Origin of the sequence: Pseudomonas sp. PS01299 (assembly GCF_029960145.1) — a bacterium.
In the GTDB taxonomy this organism is placed as follows: domain Bacteria; phylum Pseudomonadota; class Gammaproteobacteria; order Pseudomonadales; family Pseudomonadaceae; genus Aquipseudomonas; species Aquipseudomonas putida_A.
Genome location: NZ_JASCPO010000128.1, coordinates 1 through 16,463, shown reverse-complemented (window position 1 = coordinate 16,463; position 16,463 = coordinate 1). Strand labels below are relative to the sequence as shown.

17 protein-coding genes are annotated in these 16,463 nt (G+C 56.6%); 10 read left to right on the top strand and 7 right to left on the bottom strand.

Features of this window, described 5'->3' with window-relative positions; genetic code table 11:
- The first annotated feature begins 329 nt into the window (after positions 1-329).
- The 6 genes from phhA to QMX91_RS20205 all read left to right on the top strand — a co-directional run bounded on the left by phhA (position 330) and on the right by QMX91_RS20205 (position 4,804).
- Positions 330-1,121, top strand: coding sequence for a phenylalanine 4-monooxygenase (phhA, locus tag QMX91_RS20230; RefSeq protein ID WP_135295204.1), 792 nt, complete (start codon positions 330-332; stop codon positions 1,119-1,121).
- Between the two features lie 118 nt (positions 1,122-1,239).
- Positions 1,240-1,596 (top strand): 4a-hydroxytetrahydrobiopterin dehydratase, encoded by a 357-nt coding sequence (locus QMX91_RS20225; RefSeq protein ID WP_003222798.1) that lies wholly within the window; start codon positions 1,240-1,242, stop codon positions 1,594-1,596.
- On the top strand, positions 1,596-2,789 hold the full coding sequence (locus QMX91_RS20220; protein ID WP_223008660.1) for an amino acid aminotransferase: 1,194 nt from the start codon (positions 1,596-1,598) through the stop codon (positions 2,787-2,789). The genes QMX91_RS20225 and QMX91_RS20220 overlap by 1 nt, the downstream gene beginning before the upstream one ends.
- A gap of 326 nt (positions 2,790-3,115) precedes the next feature.
- Entirely contained in the window at positions 3,116-3,247 is a 132-nt protein-coding gene (locus QMX91_RS20215; protein ID WP_256214475.1) for a hypothetical protein, read from the top strand.
- 70 nt (positions 3,248-3,317) lie between these two features.
- Entirely contained in the window at positions 3,318-3,500 is a 183-nt protein-coding gene (locus QMX91_RS20210) for a hypothetical protein (RefSeq protein WP_003222790.1), read from the top strand.
- A 104-nt stretch (positions 3,501-3,604) separates the two neighbouring features.
- Positions 3,605-4,804: an MFS transporter gene (locus QMX91_RS20205; protein ID WP_282413255.1), complete on the top strand. Its 1,200-nt coding sequence runs from the start codon at positions 3,605-3,607 to the stop codon at positions 4,802-4,804.
- A gap of 62 nt (positions 4,805-4,866) precedes the next feature.
- Here QMX91_RS20205 and QMX91_RS20200 read toward each other — a convergent pair whose 3' ends face one another.
- Both QMX91_RS20200 and arfB read right to left on the bottom strand, forming a co-directional pair.
- Positions 4,867-6,165, bottom strand: coding sequence for a hypothetical protein (locus QMX91_RS20200; RefSeq protein ID WP_282413254.1), 1,299 nt, complete (start codon positions 6,163-6,165; stop codon positions 4,867-4,869).
- Between the two features lie 200 nt (positions 6,166-6,365).
- The gene (gene arfB, locus QMX91_RS20195; protein ID WP_103368136.1) at positions 6,366-6,779 is read right to left on the bottom strand and encodes an alternative ribosome rescue aminoacyl-tRNA hydrolase ArfB; all 414 of its coding nucleotides are present in this window, start codon (positions 6,777-6,779) and stop codon (positions 6,366-6,368) included.
- Positions 6,780-6,925: 146 nt separating this feature from the next.
- Here arfB and queC point away from each other — a divergent pair, with 146 nt between their 5' ends.
- Complete coding sequence (queC, locus tag QMX91_RS20190; RefSeq protein WP_282413253.1) at positions 6,926-7,624, top strand: 7-cyano-7-deazaguanine synthase QueC; 699 nt, start codon at positions 6,926-6,928, stop codon at positions 7,622-7,624.
- Positions 7,625-7,686: 62 nt separating this feature from the next.
- Here queC and QMX91_RS20185 read toward each other — a convergent pair whose 3' ends face one another.
- Together QMX91_RS20185 and QMX91_RS20180 are read right to left on the bottom strand one after the other, a co-directional pair.
- Positions 7,687-8,562 (bottom strand): queuosine precursor transporter, encoded by an 876-nt coding sequence (locus tag QMX91_RS20185; protein ID WP_139054133.1) that lies wholly within the window; start codon positions 8,560-8,562, stop codon positions 7,687-7,689.
- Positions 8,546-9,151 (bottom strand): helix-turn-helix transcriptional regulator, encoded by a 606-nt coding sequence (locus QMX91_RS20180; RefSeq protein ID WP_098967791.1) that lies wholly within the window; start codon positions 9,149-9,151, stop codon positions 8,546-8,548. The genes QMX91_RS20185 and QMX91_RS20180 overlap by 17 nt, the downstream gene beginning before the upstream one ends.
- 570 nt (positions 9,152-9,721) lie before the next feature.
- On the opposite strand from QMX91_RS20180, the gene QMX91_RS20175 reads away from it, so the two are divergent.
- Complete coding sequence (locus QMX91_RS20175; RefSeq protein WP_282413252.1) at positions 9,722-11,071, top strand: serine hydroxymethyltransferase; 1,350 nt, start codon at positions 9,722-9,724, stop codon at positions 11,069-11,071.
- A gap of 54 nt (positions 11,072-11,125) precedes the next feature.
- On the opposite strand, the gene QMX91_RS20170 is transcribed toward QMX91_RS20175, so the two are convergent.
- On the bottom strand, positions 11,126-12,547 hold the full coding sequence (locus QMX91_RS20170; protein ID WP_027613968.1) for an amino acid permease: 1,422 nt from the start codon (positions 12,545-12,547) through the stop codon (positions 11,126-11,128).
- A gap of 893 nt (positions 12,548-13,440) precedes the next feature.
- On the opposite strand from QMX91_RS20170, the gene QMX91_RS20165 reads away from it, so the two are divergent.
- Positions 13,441-13,578 carry a hypothetical protein gene (locus QMX91_RS20165; RefSeq protein ID WP_003222780.1) on the top strand — a complete coding sequence of 46 codons (138 nt, stop codon included), beginning with the start codon at positions 13,441-13,443 and terminating at the stop codon, positions 13,576-13,578.
- A 71-nt stretch (positions 13,579-13,649) separates the two neighbouring features.
- Complete coding sequence (locus QMX91_RS20160) at positions 13,650-14,615, top strand: leucyl aminopeptidase (protein ID WP_282413251.1); 966 nt, start codon at positions 13,650-13,652, stop codon at positions 14,613-14,615.
- A 198-nt stretch (positions 14,616-14,813) separates the two neighbouring features.
- Here QMX91_RS20160 and rluB read toward each other — a convergent pair whose 3' ends face one another.
- Entirely contained in the window at positions 14,814-16,028 is a 1,215-nt protein-coding gene (gene rluB, locus QMX91_RS20155; protein ID WP_027613970.1) for a 23S rRNA pseudouridine(2605) synthase RluB, read from the bottom strand.
- A 142-nt stretch (positions 16,029-16,170) separates the two neighbouring features.
- Positions 16,171-16,362 carry a DUF1289 domain-containing protein gene (locus QMX91_RS20150; RefSeq protein ID WP_134785718.1) on the bottom strand — a complete coding sequence of 64 codons (192 nt, stop codon included), beginning with the start codon at positions 16,360-16,362 and terminating at the stop codon, positions 16,171-16,173.
- Positions 16,363-16,463: the final 101 nt, after the last annotated feature.

Sequence of the window (16,463 nt, the reverse complement as noted above, 5' to 3'; positions counted from 1 at the left end):
GCGGTGTGTCAGTCGCCATTCATTCAGCTGACACACCGCTTTCGCGAGCAAGCCCGCTCCCACAAGAGATTTGCGCTGCGGTTTTGCCTGACTTTTCTGTCGAGGCGCGCAGATAGTTGTCAAGATTATGTGACAGCCACAGCCCTTTTCAAACCTGCAAATCACCGCAAACGCGAGATACCGGCCAAAGCGTAACGATTTCTTTACGAAATATGGCGATTGTTCCTATAAGGAACTCGTTCAACCTGCTGCATCACGCCGCACTCTCGGGTAATTCTCAGTCCATCGCTGGACATAACAAGAACGAATTCCCCTAGCAGGAGAGCAGTATGAAGCAGACGCAATACGTGGCCCGCGAGCCCGATGCGCAAGGTTTTATCGACTACCCCGCCGAAGAGCATGCGGTGTGGAACACGCTGATCACTCGCCAGCTGAAAGTGATCGAGGGTCGGGCGTGCCAGGAGTACCTGGACGGTATCGAAAAACTCGGTCTGCCCCACGACCGCATTCCGCAGCTGGGCGAGATCAACAAGGTGCTCGGTGAGACCACCGGTTGGCAGGTTGCCCGCGTCCCGGCACTGATCCCCTTCCAGACCTTCTTCGAATTGCTCGCCAGCAAACAGTTTCCGGTGGCCACGTTCATTCGTACCCGCGAAGAACTGGACTACCTGCAAGAGCCGGACATTTTTCACGAGATCTTCGGCCACTGCCCGCTGCTGACCAACCCATGGTTCGCCGAATTCACCCACACCTACGGCAAACTCGGCCTGCAGGCCACCAAGGAAGAACGCGTGTATCTGGCGCGCCTGTACTGGATGACCATCGAGTTCGGCCTGGTCGACACCCCGCAAGGCAAACGCATCTACGGCGGCGGCATCCTGTCCTCGCCAAAAGAAACCGTTTACTCGCTGTCGGATGAACCCGAGCATCAGGCCTTCGATCCGCTGGAAGCCATGCGCACACCGTATCGCATCGACATCCTGCAGCCGCTGTACTTTGTCCTGCCGAACCTCAAGCGCCTGTTCGACGTTGCCCATGAAGACATCATGGCCATGGTTCGCCAAGGCATGAAGCTGGGTTTGCACGCTCCGAAGTTTCCGCCAAAACCGAAAGCCGCGTGATCCGCGACTTTTGCTGAGAATTGAGTCTGTCAGTCGCCGTCACTTTGGTTTAGCGTGACGGCATTGACGGGCCGATAGTTTCTATAAAAAAAACACACTCGATTTCAGGAATCACACCATGTCCACTTTGAACCAAGCCCACTGCGAAGCCTGCCGTGCCGATGCGCCACAAGTCAGCGACGAAGAACTGCCGATCCTGATCAAGCAGATCCCTGACTGGAACATCGAAGTACGCGACAGCATCATGCAACTGGAGAAAGTCTTCCTGTTCAAGAACTTCAAACACGCACTGGCCTTCACCAACGCCGTCGGCGAGATCTCCGAGGCCGAAGGTCACCACCCGGGCCTGCTGACCGAGTGGGGCAAAGTCACCGTGACCTGGTGGAGCCACTCGATCAAAGGCCTGCACCGCAACGACTTCATCATGGCCGCGCGCACTGACGAAGTGGCCAAGACCGCAGAAGGACGCAAGTAATGCACTTCGACGCCATCGGCCGGGTACCCGGCGACCCGATCCTCGGTTTGATGGAGGCCTATGCGCAGGACACTAACCCGCGCAAATTCGACCTCGGCGTTGGCGTCTACAAGGATGCCCAGGGCCTGACGCCGATCCCCGAAGCGGTGAAAATCGCCGAGGCGCGACTGGTCGAAAGCCAGGACACCAAGACCTACATCGGTGGTCACGGCAATCCGCTGTTCGGCAAAGTCATCAATGAACTGGTGCTTGGCGCCGACTCGAAGCTGATCGCCGAACAGCGCGCCGGCGCCACCCAGACTCCTGGCGGCACCGGTGCCCTGCGTCTGGCGGCCGACTTCATCGCCCAGTGCCTGCCGGGCAAAGGCGTGTGGCTGAGCAACCCGACCTGGCCGATCCACGAAACTATCTTTGCTGCGGCCGGGGTCAAGGTCAGTCACTACCCCTACGTGGGCAGCGACAACCGCCTCGACGTCGATGCGATGCTCGCCGTGCTTAACGAAGTGCCGCACGGCGACGTGGTGCTACTGCATGCCTGCTGCCACAACCCGACCGGTTTCGACCTGAACCATGACGACTGGCAGCGTGTGCTCGACGTCGTGCGCCGCCGTGACCTGCTGCCGCTGATCGACTTTGCCTACCAGGGCTTTGGCGACGGACTGGAACAGGACGCGTGGTCGACCCGACTGTTCGCCGCCGAGGTGCCAGAGCTGCTGATCACCAGCTCCTGCTCGAAGAACTTCGGCCTGTACCGCGACCGTACCGGCGCGCTGATTGTCTGCGCGAAAACCGCCGACAAGCTGATCGACATCCGCAGCCAACTGGCCAACATCGCCCGCAACCTGTGGTCGACGCCACCGGATCACGGCGCGGCCGTGGTGGCGACCATCCTCGCCGACCCGGAGCTGAAAGCGCGCTGGGCCGATGAAGTAGAAGCCATGCGTTTGCGCATCGCCCAATTGCGCAGCGGTCTGGTCGAAGCACTGGAACCACACGGTCTGCGCGAGCGCTTTGCGCACATTGGCGTGCAACGCGGAATGTTCTCCTACACCGGGCTGTCGCCGGAGCAGGTCAAGCAACTGCGTGAGCAGCACAGCGTGTACATGGTCAGCTCGGGTCGGGCCAACGTCGCCGGGATCGACGCCACGCGCCTGGCACTGCTGGCCGAGGCCATCGCCAACGCCTGCAAATAACCCCGCGCCCCCCCTTGTAGGAGTGAGCCCTGTGGTGAGGGGATTTATCCCCGATGGGCAGCGAAGCGGCCCCAACACTGCAATCGCGAAATGTCTGACATGGCGCGTGCAATTGTTTTACGACTGCTTCGCAGCCGATCGGGGATAAATCCCCTCGCCACAGGTTCATTCACACCCACACTTGGAATACGCCCTCCCCTGCGGCCATCTGTCGCATTATTTTCAATTAAAAGTCTGATTGTCATTTTTCCTGCTGTATCCTGCGCAGGCTTTCAAGAAGCGCGGATCTACCAGATCTATCAACAGACTTAGCGAGGAGCGCAACCATGCACGAGATTCCTAATCTCCCCTTCCCAAGCCTGCACGTACCTGAGCAGACGACCACGCAACAAGCCGGCGCCCAGCAGCCCGAGCCGAAAGAAGCCGTTGAGAGCCGCCAGGCCGACAGCGAAGAGTAAAACCCCGCCGTACAGACCGTGTGGAAAGCGCTAAGATGCGCTTTCCACACTGCCTGAAACCGAGCCCGCCATGACCGACGAATTCTCTGAAAGCCAAGCTGCCGTCCTGATCGGCGCCACCGAGAAAATGATCGAAATCTGGAATCGCCTCTCCCCGGAAAAACAGGCTGCCCTGCTCGCCCGTTTCGGCAGCGAAGAAAACGCCCTCGCTGCACTGGTCACTACACAACTGGTCGCCCCGGCCAAACCCTGAAGCCACCCTCCCGGCAAATAGTTTTACTTTTCCCCGCCCCTGACGCGTGCGCGCCGGTATCATAAGCAGCCTATCTAATCCTGCTTTGCCGTGGATCGTTTCTCATGTCGCCCTCTATGCCACAACCCCAGCGCCCCCTGGCGGTCACGCTGCAAGTCGTGTCCATCGTCCTCTTCACCTTCATCGGCTACCTGAACATCGGCATTCCGCTCGCCGTGCTGCCGGGTTACGTCCACAGCGATCTGGGCTTTGGCGCGGTGATCGCGGGGCTGGTGATCAGCGTGCAATACCTCGCCACCCTGCTCAGCCGCCCGTACGCCGGCAAGATCATCGACAACCAGGGCAGCAAGCGCGCGGTGATGATCGGTCTGGCCGGATGCGGCTTGAGTGGTGTGTTTATGCTGATTTCGGCGTGGACACCCAACTTGCCGATGTTCAGCCTGATCAGCCTGTTGATCGGCCGTCTGGTGCTGGGCAGCGCGGAAAGTCTGGTGGGCTCCGGTTCGATCGGCTGGGGCATCGGCCGCGTTGGCGCGGCGAACACCGCCAAAGTCATCTCTTGGAACGGCATCGCCAGTTACGGCGCGCTCGCGGTCGGCGCGCCGTTCGGGGTCTGGCTGGTCGGCCAGCTGGGATTGTGGAGCATGGGCGTCAGCATCATTCTGCTGGCAGCGCTGGGCCTGCTGCTGGCCTGGCCGAAAACCGCGGCGCCGATTGTCGCCGGCGAGCGCTTGCCGTTCATGCATGTGCTCGGTCGCGTGTTCCCCCACGGCTGCGGCCTGGCGCTGGGCTCGATCGGGTTCGGCACCATCGCCACCTTCATCACCCTGTATTACGCCACCCGGCACTGGGACAACGCGGTGCTGTGCCTGAGCCTGTTCGGCGCCAGCTTCATCGGCGCGCGACTGCTGTTCGGCAACCTGATCAACCGCCTCGGCGGCTTCCGCGTAGCGATCGCCTGCCTCTCGGTGGAAACCCTCGGCCTGTTACTGCTGTGGCTGGCGCCGGATGCGCATTGGGCGCTGGCCGGGGCGGCGTTGAGCGGTTTCGGCTTCTCGCTGGTATTCCCGGCGCTGGGCGTGGAAGCGGTGAACCTGGTGCCAGCCTCCAGCCGTGGCGCAGCGGTCGGCGCGTATTCGTTGTTCATCGATTTGTCGCTGGGGATCACCGGGCCATTGGCGGGGGCGATTGCCGCGGGCTTCGGTTTTGCTTCGATCTTTCTGTTTGCCGCCATTGCCTCACTGAGCGGCCTGATCCTGAGTGTGTATTTGTACCGCATTACACCAAAACACCACTTTCATTGATCGCCCAATATTGGCCATTCATTGGTTCCGAATGGCCAATAAACAACTGCGGCTTCTATACGCTAACCATGCAAACGGAAAATGGCGAAACTACCGTTCTCTCTATTTTTACTGGATACAAACACAATTTTTCGATCTTCCTGAACAGCGAGATCGTGAATAATCTGGTCTTTTTGAAATACAACCTTTCCAACATTACCAAACCCCTCGTCCCAACCCATGTCTTGTTCAAGACTGGCAATAAATGCCTGACTATCCGACCCGCTACGCAAATAAGCATAACCTGCTACCACAACGGTTGATTTCAAATTATAGAGTGCTGCTTTCGTCATATAGATATCGCTGAAATCATCAGTGATAAATCCCCCCCACCCTTGCTTGCCAAAAAGTGGATCTTCCTCGCCTTTGAGCCCGCGACGTTGAAGCTGGAGAAACAGATACTGCCGAGCTCCATTATCCGAAGTACCTATAATATAAAACTGAGAACGATCGTCGCGTTTCAGAATGACGTTTTTAACCGAAGGTGCTCCATCATAATATCCTCCGACCCCAAAACTGGCGTCAAGATCACCACGGGCATCATACCGGCCAACAAACCAACTTTTATTACCCAGTCCCTCTGAAGCGGCGACAATATAACCATCGTCTTGGCGAAACATATCCTGTCCTATGACTAAAACAGACGGACCTCGAAAAACCAATCGGTACCCGCCATTACCGAACGCTCCGTCCAAACTACCGTTATTTTTTAACTTGACCAGGATCGCACTATCGAAAAGTCCTCTTTCATCAAGCGTGGTCAGAAGCAAAACGCCGCCATCGTCCAATAATTCCATAGTTCCGTGGTAGTCGCGCCCCTTATCCGCCAGAGGTTGCTTCACCTTTGGAACATCTGAACTTGCAGGAACAACCTCTTTCACATCCAGACTCCACAACATGACTCCTTTGCTACCAAACCCTTCATCAAGTCCCCCATTCAAATCGAATCGAGCCAGACCGGTAGCACGATTAAAGCCGTCTTTACGAGCGAAGAAACCCAACACATACTTGCCATGAACACTATCAAACTTCACGCTATAGGGCTGCGGCAAATCCCACCCAGGAAAAAACTCCGAGAGTTTAAAAAAAACACTACCCGCTTTTCCGAAACTCTCGTCGATACCTCCTTCCTCATCAAGCATGCACAGGTAAATCTCTTGCCGCTCCTCGTCAGTTGCTGCGCAAAGAATCCTGTTCGGTTCTGAGAGAAGAGTGACGACCCGAGGTTGAAGCCTCTGACCTTGTTCTCCGTATAAAACGACCTCACTGCGCACACCAAAATCAGTATCGGGAGTACCACGCACAACATTTAAGTTATTCATTTACTTTTGCTCAATCAATGAAAAGAGAGCTCAGTAAACGTGTAACAGCAATCCGGCACACCTGTCAGATATGACAGTCATGTAGACCAATTAGTTATAAAAGAGTCGTTCAATGTCCGGAAATTGATTTAAGTTGAGAGGTGCGTAATGGATACAATGCCCGCTCCGGATGAAATGGAACAACTCCATGACACCAACCCTTAAAAATCCACCTTGCCACGCCCGGCCTTGATGCTGCCGCGCTTGGTCTTGGATTCGAGCCGGCGCTTCTTCGAGCCGAGGGTCGGCTTGGTCGGGCGGCGCTTCTTTTCGACCTTGGTGGCGCTGAGGATCAACTCGGTCAGACGCTCCAGCGCATCGGTCCGGTTGGCTTCCTGCGTGCGGTACTGCTGAGCCTTGATGATCAGCACGCCATCGCTGGTGATGCGACTGTCACGCAGCGCCAGCAGCCGTTCCTTGTAGAACTCGGGCAAGGACGAGGCCGGAATGTCGAAGCGCAGGTGCACGGCGCTGGAGACCTTGTTGACGTTCTGCCCACCGGCGCCTTGCGCGCGGATGTACGTCAGTTCGATCTCGGCATCCGGCAAATGCACGTTGTTGGAAATCACCAGCATGGAAAAAAGTCCGAATTCAGAGCGTGCAGGATACCGCGATTAACCACCTAGCAGGTCTCCTGCGGCCATGCGCAACTTCTTGCGTCAATCGTTTCGCGTTATGATCCCCAGCGAAAATTTACCAGTTCAATGCAGGAAGCATAAGCATGAGCAATAAAGCAGTTATCGTTTTTAGTGGCGGACAGGACTCGACGACCTGTTTGATCCATGCACTGAGCCACTATGACGAAATTCATTGCATCACGTTTGACTATGGTCAGCGTCATCGCGCGGAAATCGAAGTCGCGCAGCAACTGGCCAAACAGCTCGGCGTGACCGTGCATAAAGTGATGGATGTATCTTTGCTGAATGAGCTGGCCATCAGCAGCCTGACTCGCGACAACATCCCGGTTCCGACGGTTAATAGTTCTGGCGAAAGTCTGCCAAGCACCTTTGTGCCGGGAAGAAACATCCTGTTTTTGACCCTCGCCTCTATTTACGCCTATCAGGTACAAGCCAGAACGGTCATCACCGGGGTTTGCGAAACGGACTTTTCGGGCTATCCGGATTGCCGGGACGAGTTCGTCAAGGCACTGAACAAAGCCCTTGAGTTGGGCATGGATTACCCATTGAAACTTGATACTCCGCTGATGTGGATGAACAAGGCGGAAACCTGGGCGCTGGCCGATCATCACCATCAGCTTGATTTGGTTCGCCACCAGACACTGACCTGCTACAACGGCATAACCGGTAGCGGATGTGCAAATTGCGACGCTTGCAATCTTCGCGCAAAAGGCCTCAATGAGTTTTTGGAAAACAAGGATGAGGTGATGAACAGCTTGAAAACGAAGCTGAATCTGCAATAAAGCACCCAGCATATAAAAATGCGCTTACTCGAAAATGTCGAGTGAGCGCATTATTTAATCCATCAAGCCTGACTACCCGTCAGATACCTCTTGAACAATGACCTGGCACCGTATGCCGGCATGATATTGAAGAACGCAAAACCGACCTTTATCGCGATCTGGACGTAAATCATGCTGAGTATCGCGCTGTTCTCCATCGTCCCGTAAAAGGCGATGTAGCAGAAAAGAAAACTGTCGATTATCACCGCAAACAAAGTACTCAGAAACACCCGCAAGAAGAGAAATCGGGAGTTGGTCAGTTCTTTGATTTTGCACAACAGATAAGAGTTTATATTTTCCGACACCAGAAACGATACAGACGAAGCTATCAGCACCGACGACAACTGACTGATCACATCATTGTAAGGCCCGTCGAGTTTCCACCCGGGTAGCCCGGGAAGGTAGGTAGTCATGGCCAGCAAAATGATAATGGCCGCATTACTGATGAACGCGAAGAGTATCGCCTTGCGCGCCAACCGGAGGCCGAAGGTTTCATTCAGCAAGTCGACGATCAAAAACGTCAGCGGATACAGGAAAGTACCCGGCGTTACGACAATATCAAAATATTCCAGATAGATAGGCTTGGTCGCCGCAATGCTGGTAAAAATATAAAGCGTGAACAGCATCAGGTTCAGAATGATATAAATCATCCAGGAACTCTCGTGGCGATCATTTATTTCATAAGCGGTAAGCGACCCTCCCTGGGAGTAGAATTTCTTGTACAGATTCTTTACTTCTATCTTGTTCAGATTATCCATAATCTCACTATTCAACACTTCACTCAGCTTTATTTTAATTATCTTGCCTGTCGCAATGACCATGATCACCGCCAGGCTTTTTCCGTTTTCGAACCCCAACAACTTATATTTGGTGTTTTCCCTTTCAACGCTGCAATCCATTAAATCGTTCCTCGATTATATCCCCGACCACACAAACACTCTCCAGCGCAAGATCAACATCAGTCGTTATGAATAACCTTTTGCTGACTTTGTCATACACCAGTTTTTCCTTGTCGATACTTGCCGCGCCCTTCTGCACGATCAGCAGGTCGCCCGGTTCATTCATGCCACTGACTTCATTTTCCAGCAGGACGCCTATCAAATTGAAGGACGTTCCAAAATAGTAAGTCAGTGGAAAAATCGTCGCCAACTCGCCGATTCGCTTATCCAGATTCTGCAGAAGCAGACTTTCCTTGATGACAGGCACTGCCGCCGGGTTCATGTTGCCCTGCGGCGAGATGCTGCTGTCGATGATTTCCTTTTCTTCAAACGAGATCGTCTCTATCTCTTCGTAGGACACTCCGAAAAAGTCGGAAATCTTGCGCACAGTGGACTGCTGTACGTTGACCACTTTACCTTCAAGAATGTTGTAGATCGTGGTTCGGGTCAGTCCACTGGAATTACATAACGACAGCTGCGTTTCCCCACGACTCTTTATCAGGTACTTGATATTGTTCTTCAGATTCTCCGATCGTTCTCTTCTGTGCATGGAATGCTTACCGTCTTTTATAAAGGCAATTTGAAAATACCCCTCGAATCATCATTCAGGGACTCAACAGGCCCACTAGGAAATAGTTATACGGGTATTAGAGCCGCGGCAGATCATAGCATTCCCCCTCCCTGATTTCGGCATAAACATAGTGTCAACAACACCGCTGGTGTGAACCAGAAAGAACAATTCGAATTCTGTACTGACCCGTCAGTTCTGCTTATCGGCCAGCAGAATCTCGTGAATAGCGATCCTTCCCGCCTGCAGTTTTACACCCTGAGGCCCGGCAAAAAGAATCATTTTATTTGAACAATGTTCATTTTTCTGATTAATTTTCTGGTGTTCCGCCGTGAAAAACCTATGATGCGTCGGGCAACCGGGCTGTCGGCAGCGACCGCAGTCAGCAGAAAACGGGCCGTCGATACAGAGATTAGTTTGCGCGCACTGCCGCGAAAACAAGGAATCCGCTGTATCCGGTCGGGCAAAGGCAGAAACGCACGCACCCTCCGGTAAAACCAAGGAAGTCGCGCTCGTTCGCAGCGCGCTGCACACAGGGAAGGAATACAGACAATGGCAGTCCATACCGAACCGCTCATGAACCAGGCTGATCTGCTGCAACGGGGCCTGGCGGATCTGTGGGCGCAAGACGCCGAACTGGCAGGGATCCTCGACGCGGAAGTTGCCCGTCAGCACCAGGTGCTGTCGCTGGTCTCCTCCTCTTGCGCCGTCAGGCCCATGACCCTGGCCGCCTCCGCTTCGGCACTGGTCAATGTGACGGCCGAGGGGTTGCCCGGCAGACGTTACGGCGGCGGGTGCGAAAACGTCGATCTGGTCGAAGCGCTTGCCATCCGCAGAGCGCGGGAACTGTTCGATGCCCAGTACGCAAGCGTGCAATCGCATTCGGCATCAAACGCCAATTACCACGTGCTGACCGCCCTGCTCGAACCAGGCGATACCTTGCTGGGAATGGGCGTCAAATACGGCGGCCATCACACCCATGGCAGCTCCACCTCATTCGCCGGCATTTACTACAGGGCGATTCGGTATGGCACGACTTCAGCAGGGGTCATCGATTACGACCAGGTGCGCAAACTGGCGCTCGCCCATCGCCCACGCATCATCATGTGCGGCGCGACGGCGTACTCACGGGTCATCGATTTCCAACGATTTCGCGAGATTGCCGATGAAGCCGGCGCCATCCTGCTCGCCGATATTTCGCATATCGCCGGACTGGTTGCCACAGGGCGGCATCCCAGTCCGATCGACGTCGCACACGTCACCACCACCTGCACCCACAAACAACTCATGGGCCCGCGCGGCGGTCTGATCCTTTCGGGTCAAGCGGCGAACACCAAGGTGCCCGGCTTGAGGACGACATTCAGCCGCGCCCTCGACCAGGCCGTTTATCCGCGAATGCAGGGCGCGCCTGCCGTCAACATGATCGCTGCGAAGGCGGCGGCCTTGGCTTACGCAAAGTCCACGGAGTTCGACAGAAGCATGGGGCGGATTCGCAGCACGGCTGACGAGTTCGCCAGCGCCTTTCAGGCTCACGACTACGAAGTCGTCGGCGGGGGCAGTGAAAACCATACGGTATTGATTCGGTTGCGTGGCGGCATCACCGGCGCCATTGCCGAGTCGGCGCTGGAGCGTTGCGCAATTATCGTGGACAAATATCGTGTACCGGGCGAGACACGCCCTTCACTCATTACCAGCGGTCTGCGCATCGGCACGGGCTCCATCGCGCAGCGCAGAATCGATCCGCAGGGATGTCGCCAGATCGTCGATCTGATCTGCCGGATCCTCGATAGTGTGAGACCGATCAGCGAGCAGGATTACCTGCTGGAACCGGCCTTGCGCGAGCAATTCCGGTTGCAGACCGAAGCGTTCTGCACAGCCCATCCCATCGCCGAATACGTCTGACGACCAATAAAAAACCCGGCACATTGGCCGGGTTTCTCACTTTCTGCGTCTGGCTTACTTCGCGGCAGAACCCGCCGCGTGCAGCGCCTGCTGCGCTCCACGCTTGTTCTTGATCACGTAGCAGACCCACATGAACACGACCCACACCGGAATCGCGTACACCGAGATCTGGATGCCCGGGATCAGCAGCATCACGCCAAGGATGAACACCACGAACGCCAGGCAGATGTAGTTGCCGTACGGGTACCACAGCGCCTTGAACAGTGGTGTCTGCTGCGTCTTGTTCATGTGCTGACGGAACTTGAAGTGCGAGAAGCTGATCATCGCCCAGTTGATCACCAGGGTCGCAACCACCAGCGACATCAGCAGTTCCAGCGCCTGCTGCGGGATCAGATAGTTGAGCAGCACCGCCACCAGCGTTACCGCAGCCGAAGCCAGGATCGAACGCACCGGCACGCCGCGCTTGTCGATTTTCGCCAGACCTTTCGGCGCATCGCCCTGCTCGGCCATGCCCAGCAGCATGCGGCTGTTGCAGTAGGTGCCGCTGTTGTACACCGACAGCGCCGCGGTCAGGACCACGAAGTTGAGGATGTGCGCGGCGGTGTTGCTACCGAGCATCGAGAACACCTGCACGAACGGGCTGCCGCTGTACGAATCGCCGGACGCGTTGAGGGTTGCCAGCAGGCTGTCCCAAGGAGTCAGCGACAGCAGGATCACCAGAGCGCCGATGTAGAAAATCAGGATGCGGTAGATCACCTGGTTGATCGCTTTCGGGATCACGGTTTTCGGCTTGTCCGCTTCGGCTGCAGTGAAACCGAGCATTTCCAGACCGCCGAAGGAGAACATGATGATCGCCATCGCCATCACCAGACCGCTGACGCCGTTGGGGAAGAACCCGCCGTGCGACCACAGGTTGCTGACCGAGGCCTGCGGGCCGCCATGGCCGCTGACCAGCAGGTAGCTGCCCAGCGCGATCATGCCGACGATCGCCACGACCTTGATGATCGCGAACCAGAATTCGGCCTCCCCGAAGACTTTGACGTTGGCCAGGTTGATCGCGTTGATCAGCACGAAGAAGGCGGCGGCGGTGACCCAGGTCGGGATGTCCGGCGCCCAGTAATGGATGTATTTGCCGACTGCAGTCAGCTCCGACATCCCCACCAGAATGTACAGAATCCAGCAGTTCCAGCCCGACAGGAAACCGGCAAAACCGCCCCAGTACTTGTGCGCGAAATGACTGAAGGAACCGGCCACCGGCTCTTCGACGATCATCTCGCCGAGCTGGCGCATGATCATGAAGGCGATGAAGCCGCAGATGGCGTAGCCGAGGATCATCGACGGGCCGGCGGATTTCAGGACCCCGGCCGAGCCGAGGAACAATCCGGTACCGATCGCGCCACCGAGGGCGATCAGTTGAATATGGCGATTTTTCAGGCCGCGTTTCAGCTCGCCTGATTGCGAGTTTTGTCCACTCATGAAAAAGGTCCCACGCAAGGTTTGATGATGGTCAGTAGACGTTGCTGCAAGGTTGCGATTTCAGACAACCTCGATCAAACCCCAGCGCAAGCACCAGGAATTCAGCTTTTTTACAACGGTCATGCGTCACCTGTTTGTTTTTATCTGTGACGAAATCGAACCCGACACGCTTGTGACGCGGCGGAGTGAACAAGGCGGATAACCTTGAGGTTTGCGCGATTACGCAGAGGGTCACAGTTAAAACGCGGCGCATTGTACACCGCTAACCCCCTGCTGCCAGACCCCGCTGGATCAGCGTGGCGCTTGCCGGGATTGCGTGGGTCCGCCTCGAGACACTCGGGCGGCTGCAAAAATTGAGTCAGGCCTTTGCAGGCCATCGACGGGGACGAGGAAAAAAACGTCCCGCGCAGAGAAGTGGAGATCGATCACGGCGTTCATTGCGCCTCCTTCTTGTTATGCACCTGCACGACAGGCATGAGGCGCATCTCACCCTGCAAACAGCGCTGAAACAAGCGCGCCAGAGCCCTGCGCGACGCCTTTGCAGCCGGGCTTCGGCAGGTTTTCCTTACAGCCTCGGCAGAGGGGTAAATCCACTGGGCTTTACCGGTGTTTTCGTAAATTTTTCTTTACGACGCGTAACGCAGATTTTCCATTTCGGAAAATTCTGTAGGACGTCTGCAAATTGACGGTAGCAAGCTTGCTAATGAAAGTTGACGCTTAGTTTTTTGTTTTCAAATAAGAAATCCGCCGCTTAAAAACAGAATAAAAAGTTTATTTAAATTTTAAATAAATAATTTTTTGCATTACAAAACACCCTGAACTAGGTTCTTCACGTCTTGCCGGCCAACTCGACCGGCCAGTCATACCCGTGAAAGTCATCTAGGAGATCGACCATGCAAGCACTGGAAAAAGACCTGGACACCGAACTGCAACTGGACGAATGGTTCGAAGCACCGACCCATGAGGCGGCCGTGGAAATGATGCAAGCCGACGCGGTGGTTCCGTTCGGCACGGCGATGTGGCCTCTGTAAGACATCCCCGGGCAGGCACGATCCGGCCGGTCGTGCCTGCCGCTTTCTTCACGGTCAGTCAGGGAGGACTCATGGATAAGCCCCGCGCGATCTCGCATTTCCTTTACTACCTCGAACATCACCCTGCCCTTGCCGGTCTCGATTCGGCGAAGGTACTGCTCGGCCACACCGCCGATTACGAAGCCCTGACCGGCGCCATCGCCGAACAGGCCGGCGATCACCCCCGCTTCACCTTCAGTGCCCGCCGCCTGGACCTGGAAAGCACCGCAACGCTGACCGCGGCGATTGCCGACAGCGATCTGTACATTTTCTTCTACGACTCTTCCACCCTGCCCAACCCGCGCCCCGACGGCCCGGAGTTCGTTCGCGCCCTGCAGGGCGTGATGGCGGAAAACTGGAAGAAGTCGCTGCTGTTCAAGGATTACGGCGAGTATTTCTACGACACTTTCAGCGTCACCCCGCAGCGCATCGCCGGGCTCAACAGCCACTTGATCCAGCGCATGTCCCAAGCGACGACGCTGAGCTTCAAGGACGACCACGGCTCCTGGTTTGAAACGCCGCTGAGCAGCATCAAGAAGTGGACCGACATCAACGGTGTCGGCAACTTCGACCTGGCCCCCGGCGAAATCGCCACCCACAGCGAAGCCATCAACGGCCATGTGAAATTCAAGGGCACGTTCCTCAGCACCATCCCGTTTGCGCGCAAGTACGGCGTGCTGGAGTCGCCACTGGAACTGTGGATCGAGAATTCGACCATCAGCCGCATCGCCACCGATGTGCCGGGGCTGGAACACGACTTCAACAAATACCTGGACGCCAACCCTTCGAACCGGCGCATCGAGGAATTGGGGATTGGTACCAATGAAGGGGTGAAAGATCTGTATGCGCGCAATGCCGGGTTCGAAGAGCGGCACTGTGGGTTGCATCTGGGGCTGGGTGGTGGGGCCAAGGGCAGTCATCACCTGGACCTGATCTTCTCTGGCGGGGTGTTGGCGCTGGATGACAAGCCAGTGTTTGATGGGCGGTTTGTGTTCTAGCCTGATTTTTCTTTATTGAAGCCACTGGCCTCTTCGCGAGCAAGCCCGCTCCCACAGTAGGATTTGTGTACGACGCAGATCCACTGTGGGAGCGGGCTTGCCCGCGAAGAGGCCCGCTCAGACGCTACATACCTTCCGCCAGACGAAAAAAAACGCCAACCCTGCGGTTGGCGTTTTTCATTCAGACGCTAAAGCCGATCACTCCGGCTTCTTGCGCCCGAAACCCGGACGCTGACCGGAACCGGCCGGAGCACCACGACGCTTGCCCGACGGCTTGTCGCCGTCGACCAGCTTGATCCCCGGACGCTTCGGTGCAGGCTTGGCCGGACGCTTGTTGGTGGTGTCGGCAGGACGATCCGCCACCGGCGTACCGCGACCGGCCGGCGCACGACCTTCGCCACGCTCGGTACGACCACGCGGAGCGCGCTCGCCATCCGGACGTGCAGCCGGCTTGCGACCCGGACGCTCGCCTTCGATCTGCGGCTCACGGCTCGGACGCGGACCGGTCGGCGCACCAGCGGCTGGACGCAGGGTACGCACGCGCTCGGTCTTGGCCATCGGCCGCGACGATTTGCGCTGCATACGTTCCAGCTTGTCCTTGCTCTTGGCGTTGAGTTGCGGCATCGCTACTGGCGTCAGGCCGACTTCAGCACTCAGTACATCGACTTCGTACTGGCTCATTTCGCGCCAGCGGCCCATCGGCAGATCAGAGTTGAGGAACACCGGACCGAAACGCACGCGCTTCAGACGGCTGACCACCAGCCCTTGGGATTCCCACAGACGACGAACCTCACGGTTACGGCCTTCCATCACCACGCAGTGATACCAGTGGTTGAAGCCTTCGCCACCCGGTGCCTGTTGAATGTCGGTGAAACGCGCCGGGCCGTCTTCCAGCACCACGCCCGCTTTCAGGCGCTCGATCATCTCGTCGTCGACTTCACCGCGTACACGCACGGCGTACTCACGGTCCATCTCGTAGGATGGGTGCATCAGACGGTTGGCCAGTTCACCGTCGGTGGTGAACATCAGCAGACCAGTGGTGTTGATGTCGAGACGACCGATGTTGATCCAGCGGCCTTCTTTCGGACGCGGCAGCTTGTCGAACACGGTCGGACGGCCTTCCGGGTCGTCACGGGTGCAGATCTCGCCATCGGGCTTGTTGTACATGATCACGCGGCGTACCGACTCGGCAGCCTCTTCGCGCTTGATCACCTTGCCATCGATGGTGATGGCGTCGTGCATGTCGACGCGCAGGCCGAGGGTGGCGTCTTTGCCATTGACCTTGATCCGGCCCTGGCTGATCCAGGCTTCGACGTCACGGCGCGAGCCAACGCCGATACGGGCGAGGACTTTCTGCAGTTTTTCGCCTGCTGGGCCGATTTCCTGGTCGTCTTGCTGATTGATGTCACTCATCTGGGCACCTCCCGGTGTGGTCTGTTCAGGCGGCGCCTGAAGCATTGAAATCTGGTTTTCGGGCGAAGGGATCGCCGAAGGGTCGCGAATCATACGCGGATGTGCGCCATCGCGCATCAGAGACTAGCTGATCGATCGCCAGTTATTTCTTTTTCCGCCGACCGGCACCACCAAGTTTGATCAGGCGCAGCGCGGCTTCGGCCAGCACCGTGCGCTTGTCGTCTTTGTCGAGTTTCTTCCAGACACGGATCTCGCGCTTGCTGCGGCCACAGCCGAGACAGATGTCATCGCTGAACTTGCAGAGGCTGATGCACGGGTCTTTGGTGGAACTCATCGAATACTCCAGAACGACACTTGACCCTGTGGGAGCGGGCTTGCTCGCGAATGCAGTGTGTCAGGCAATACATGAATGGCTGACACACCGCATTCGCGAGC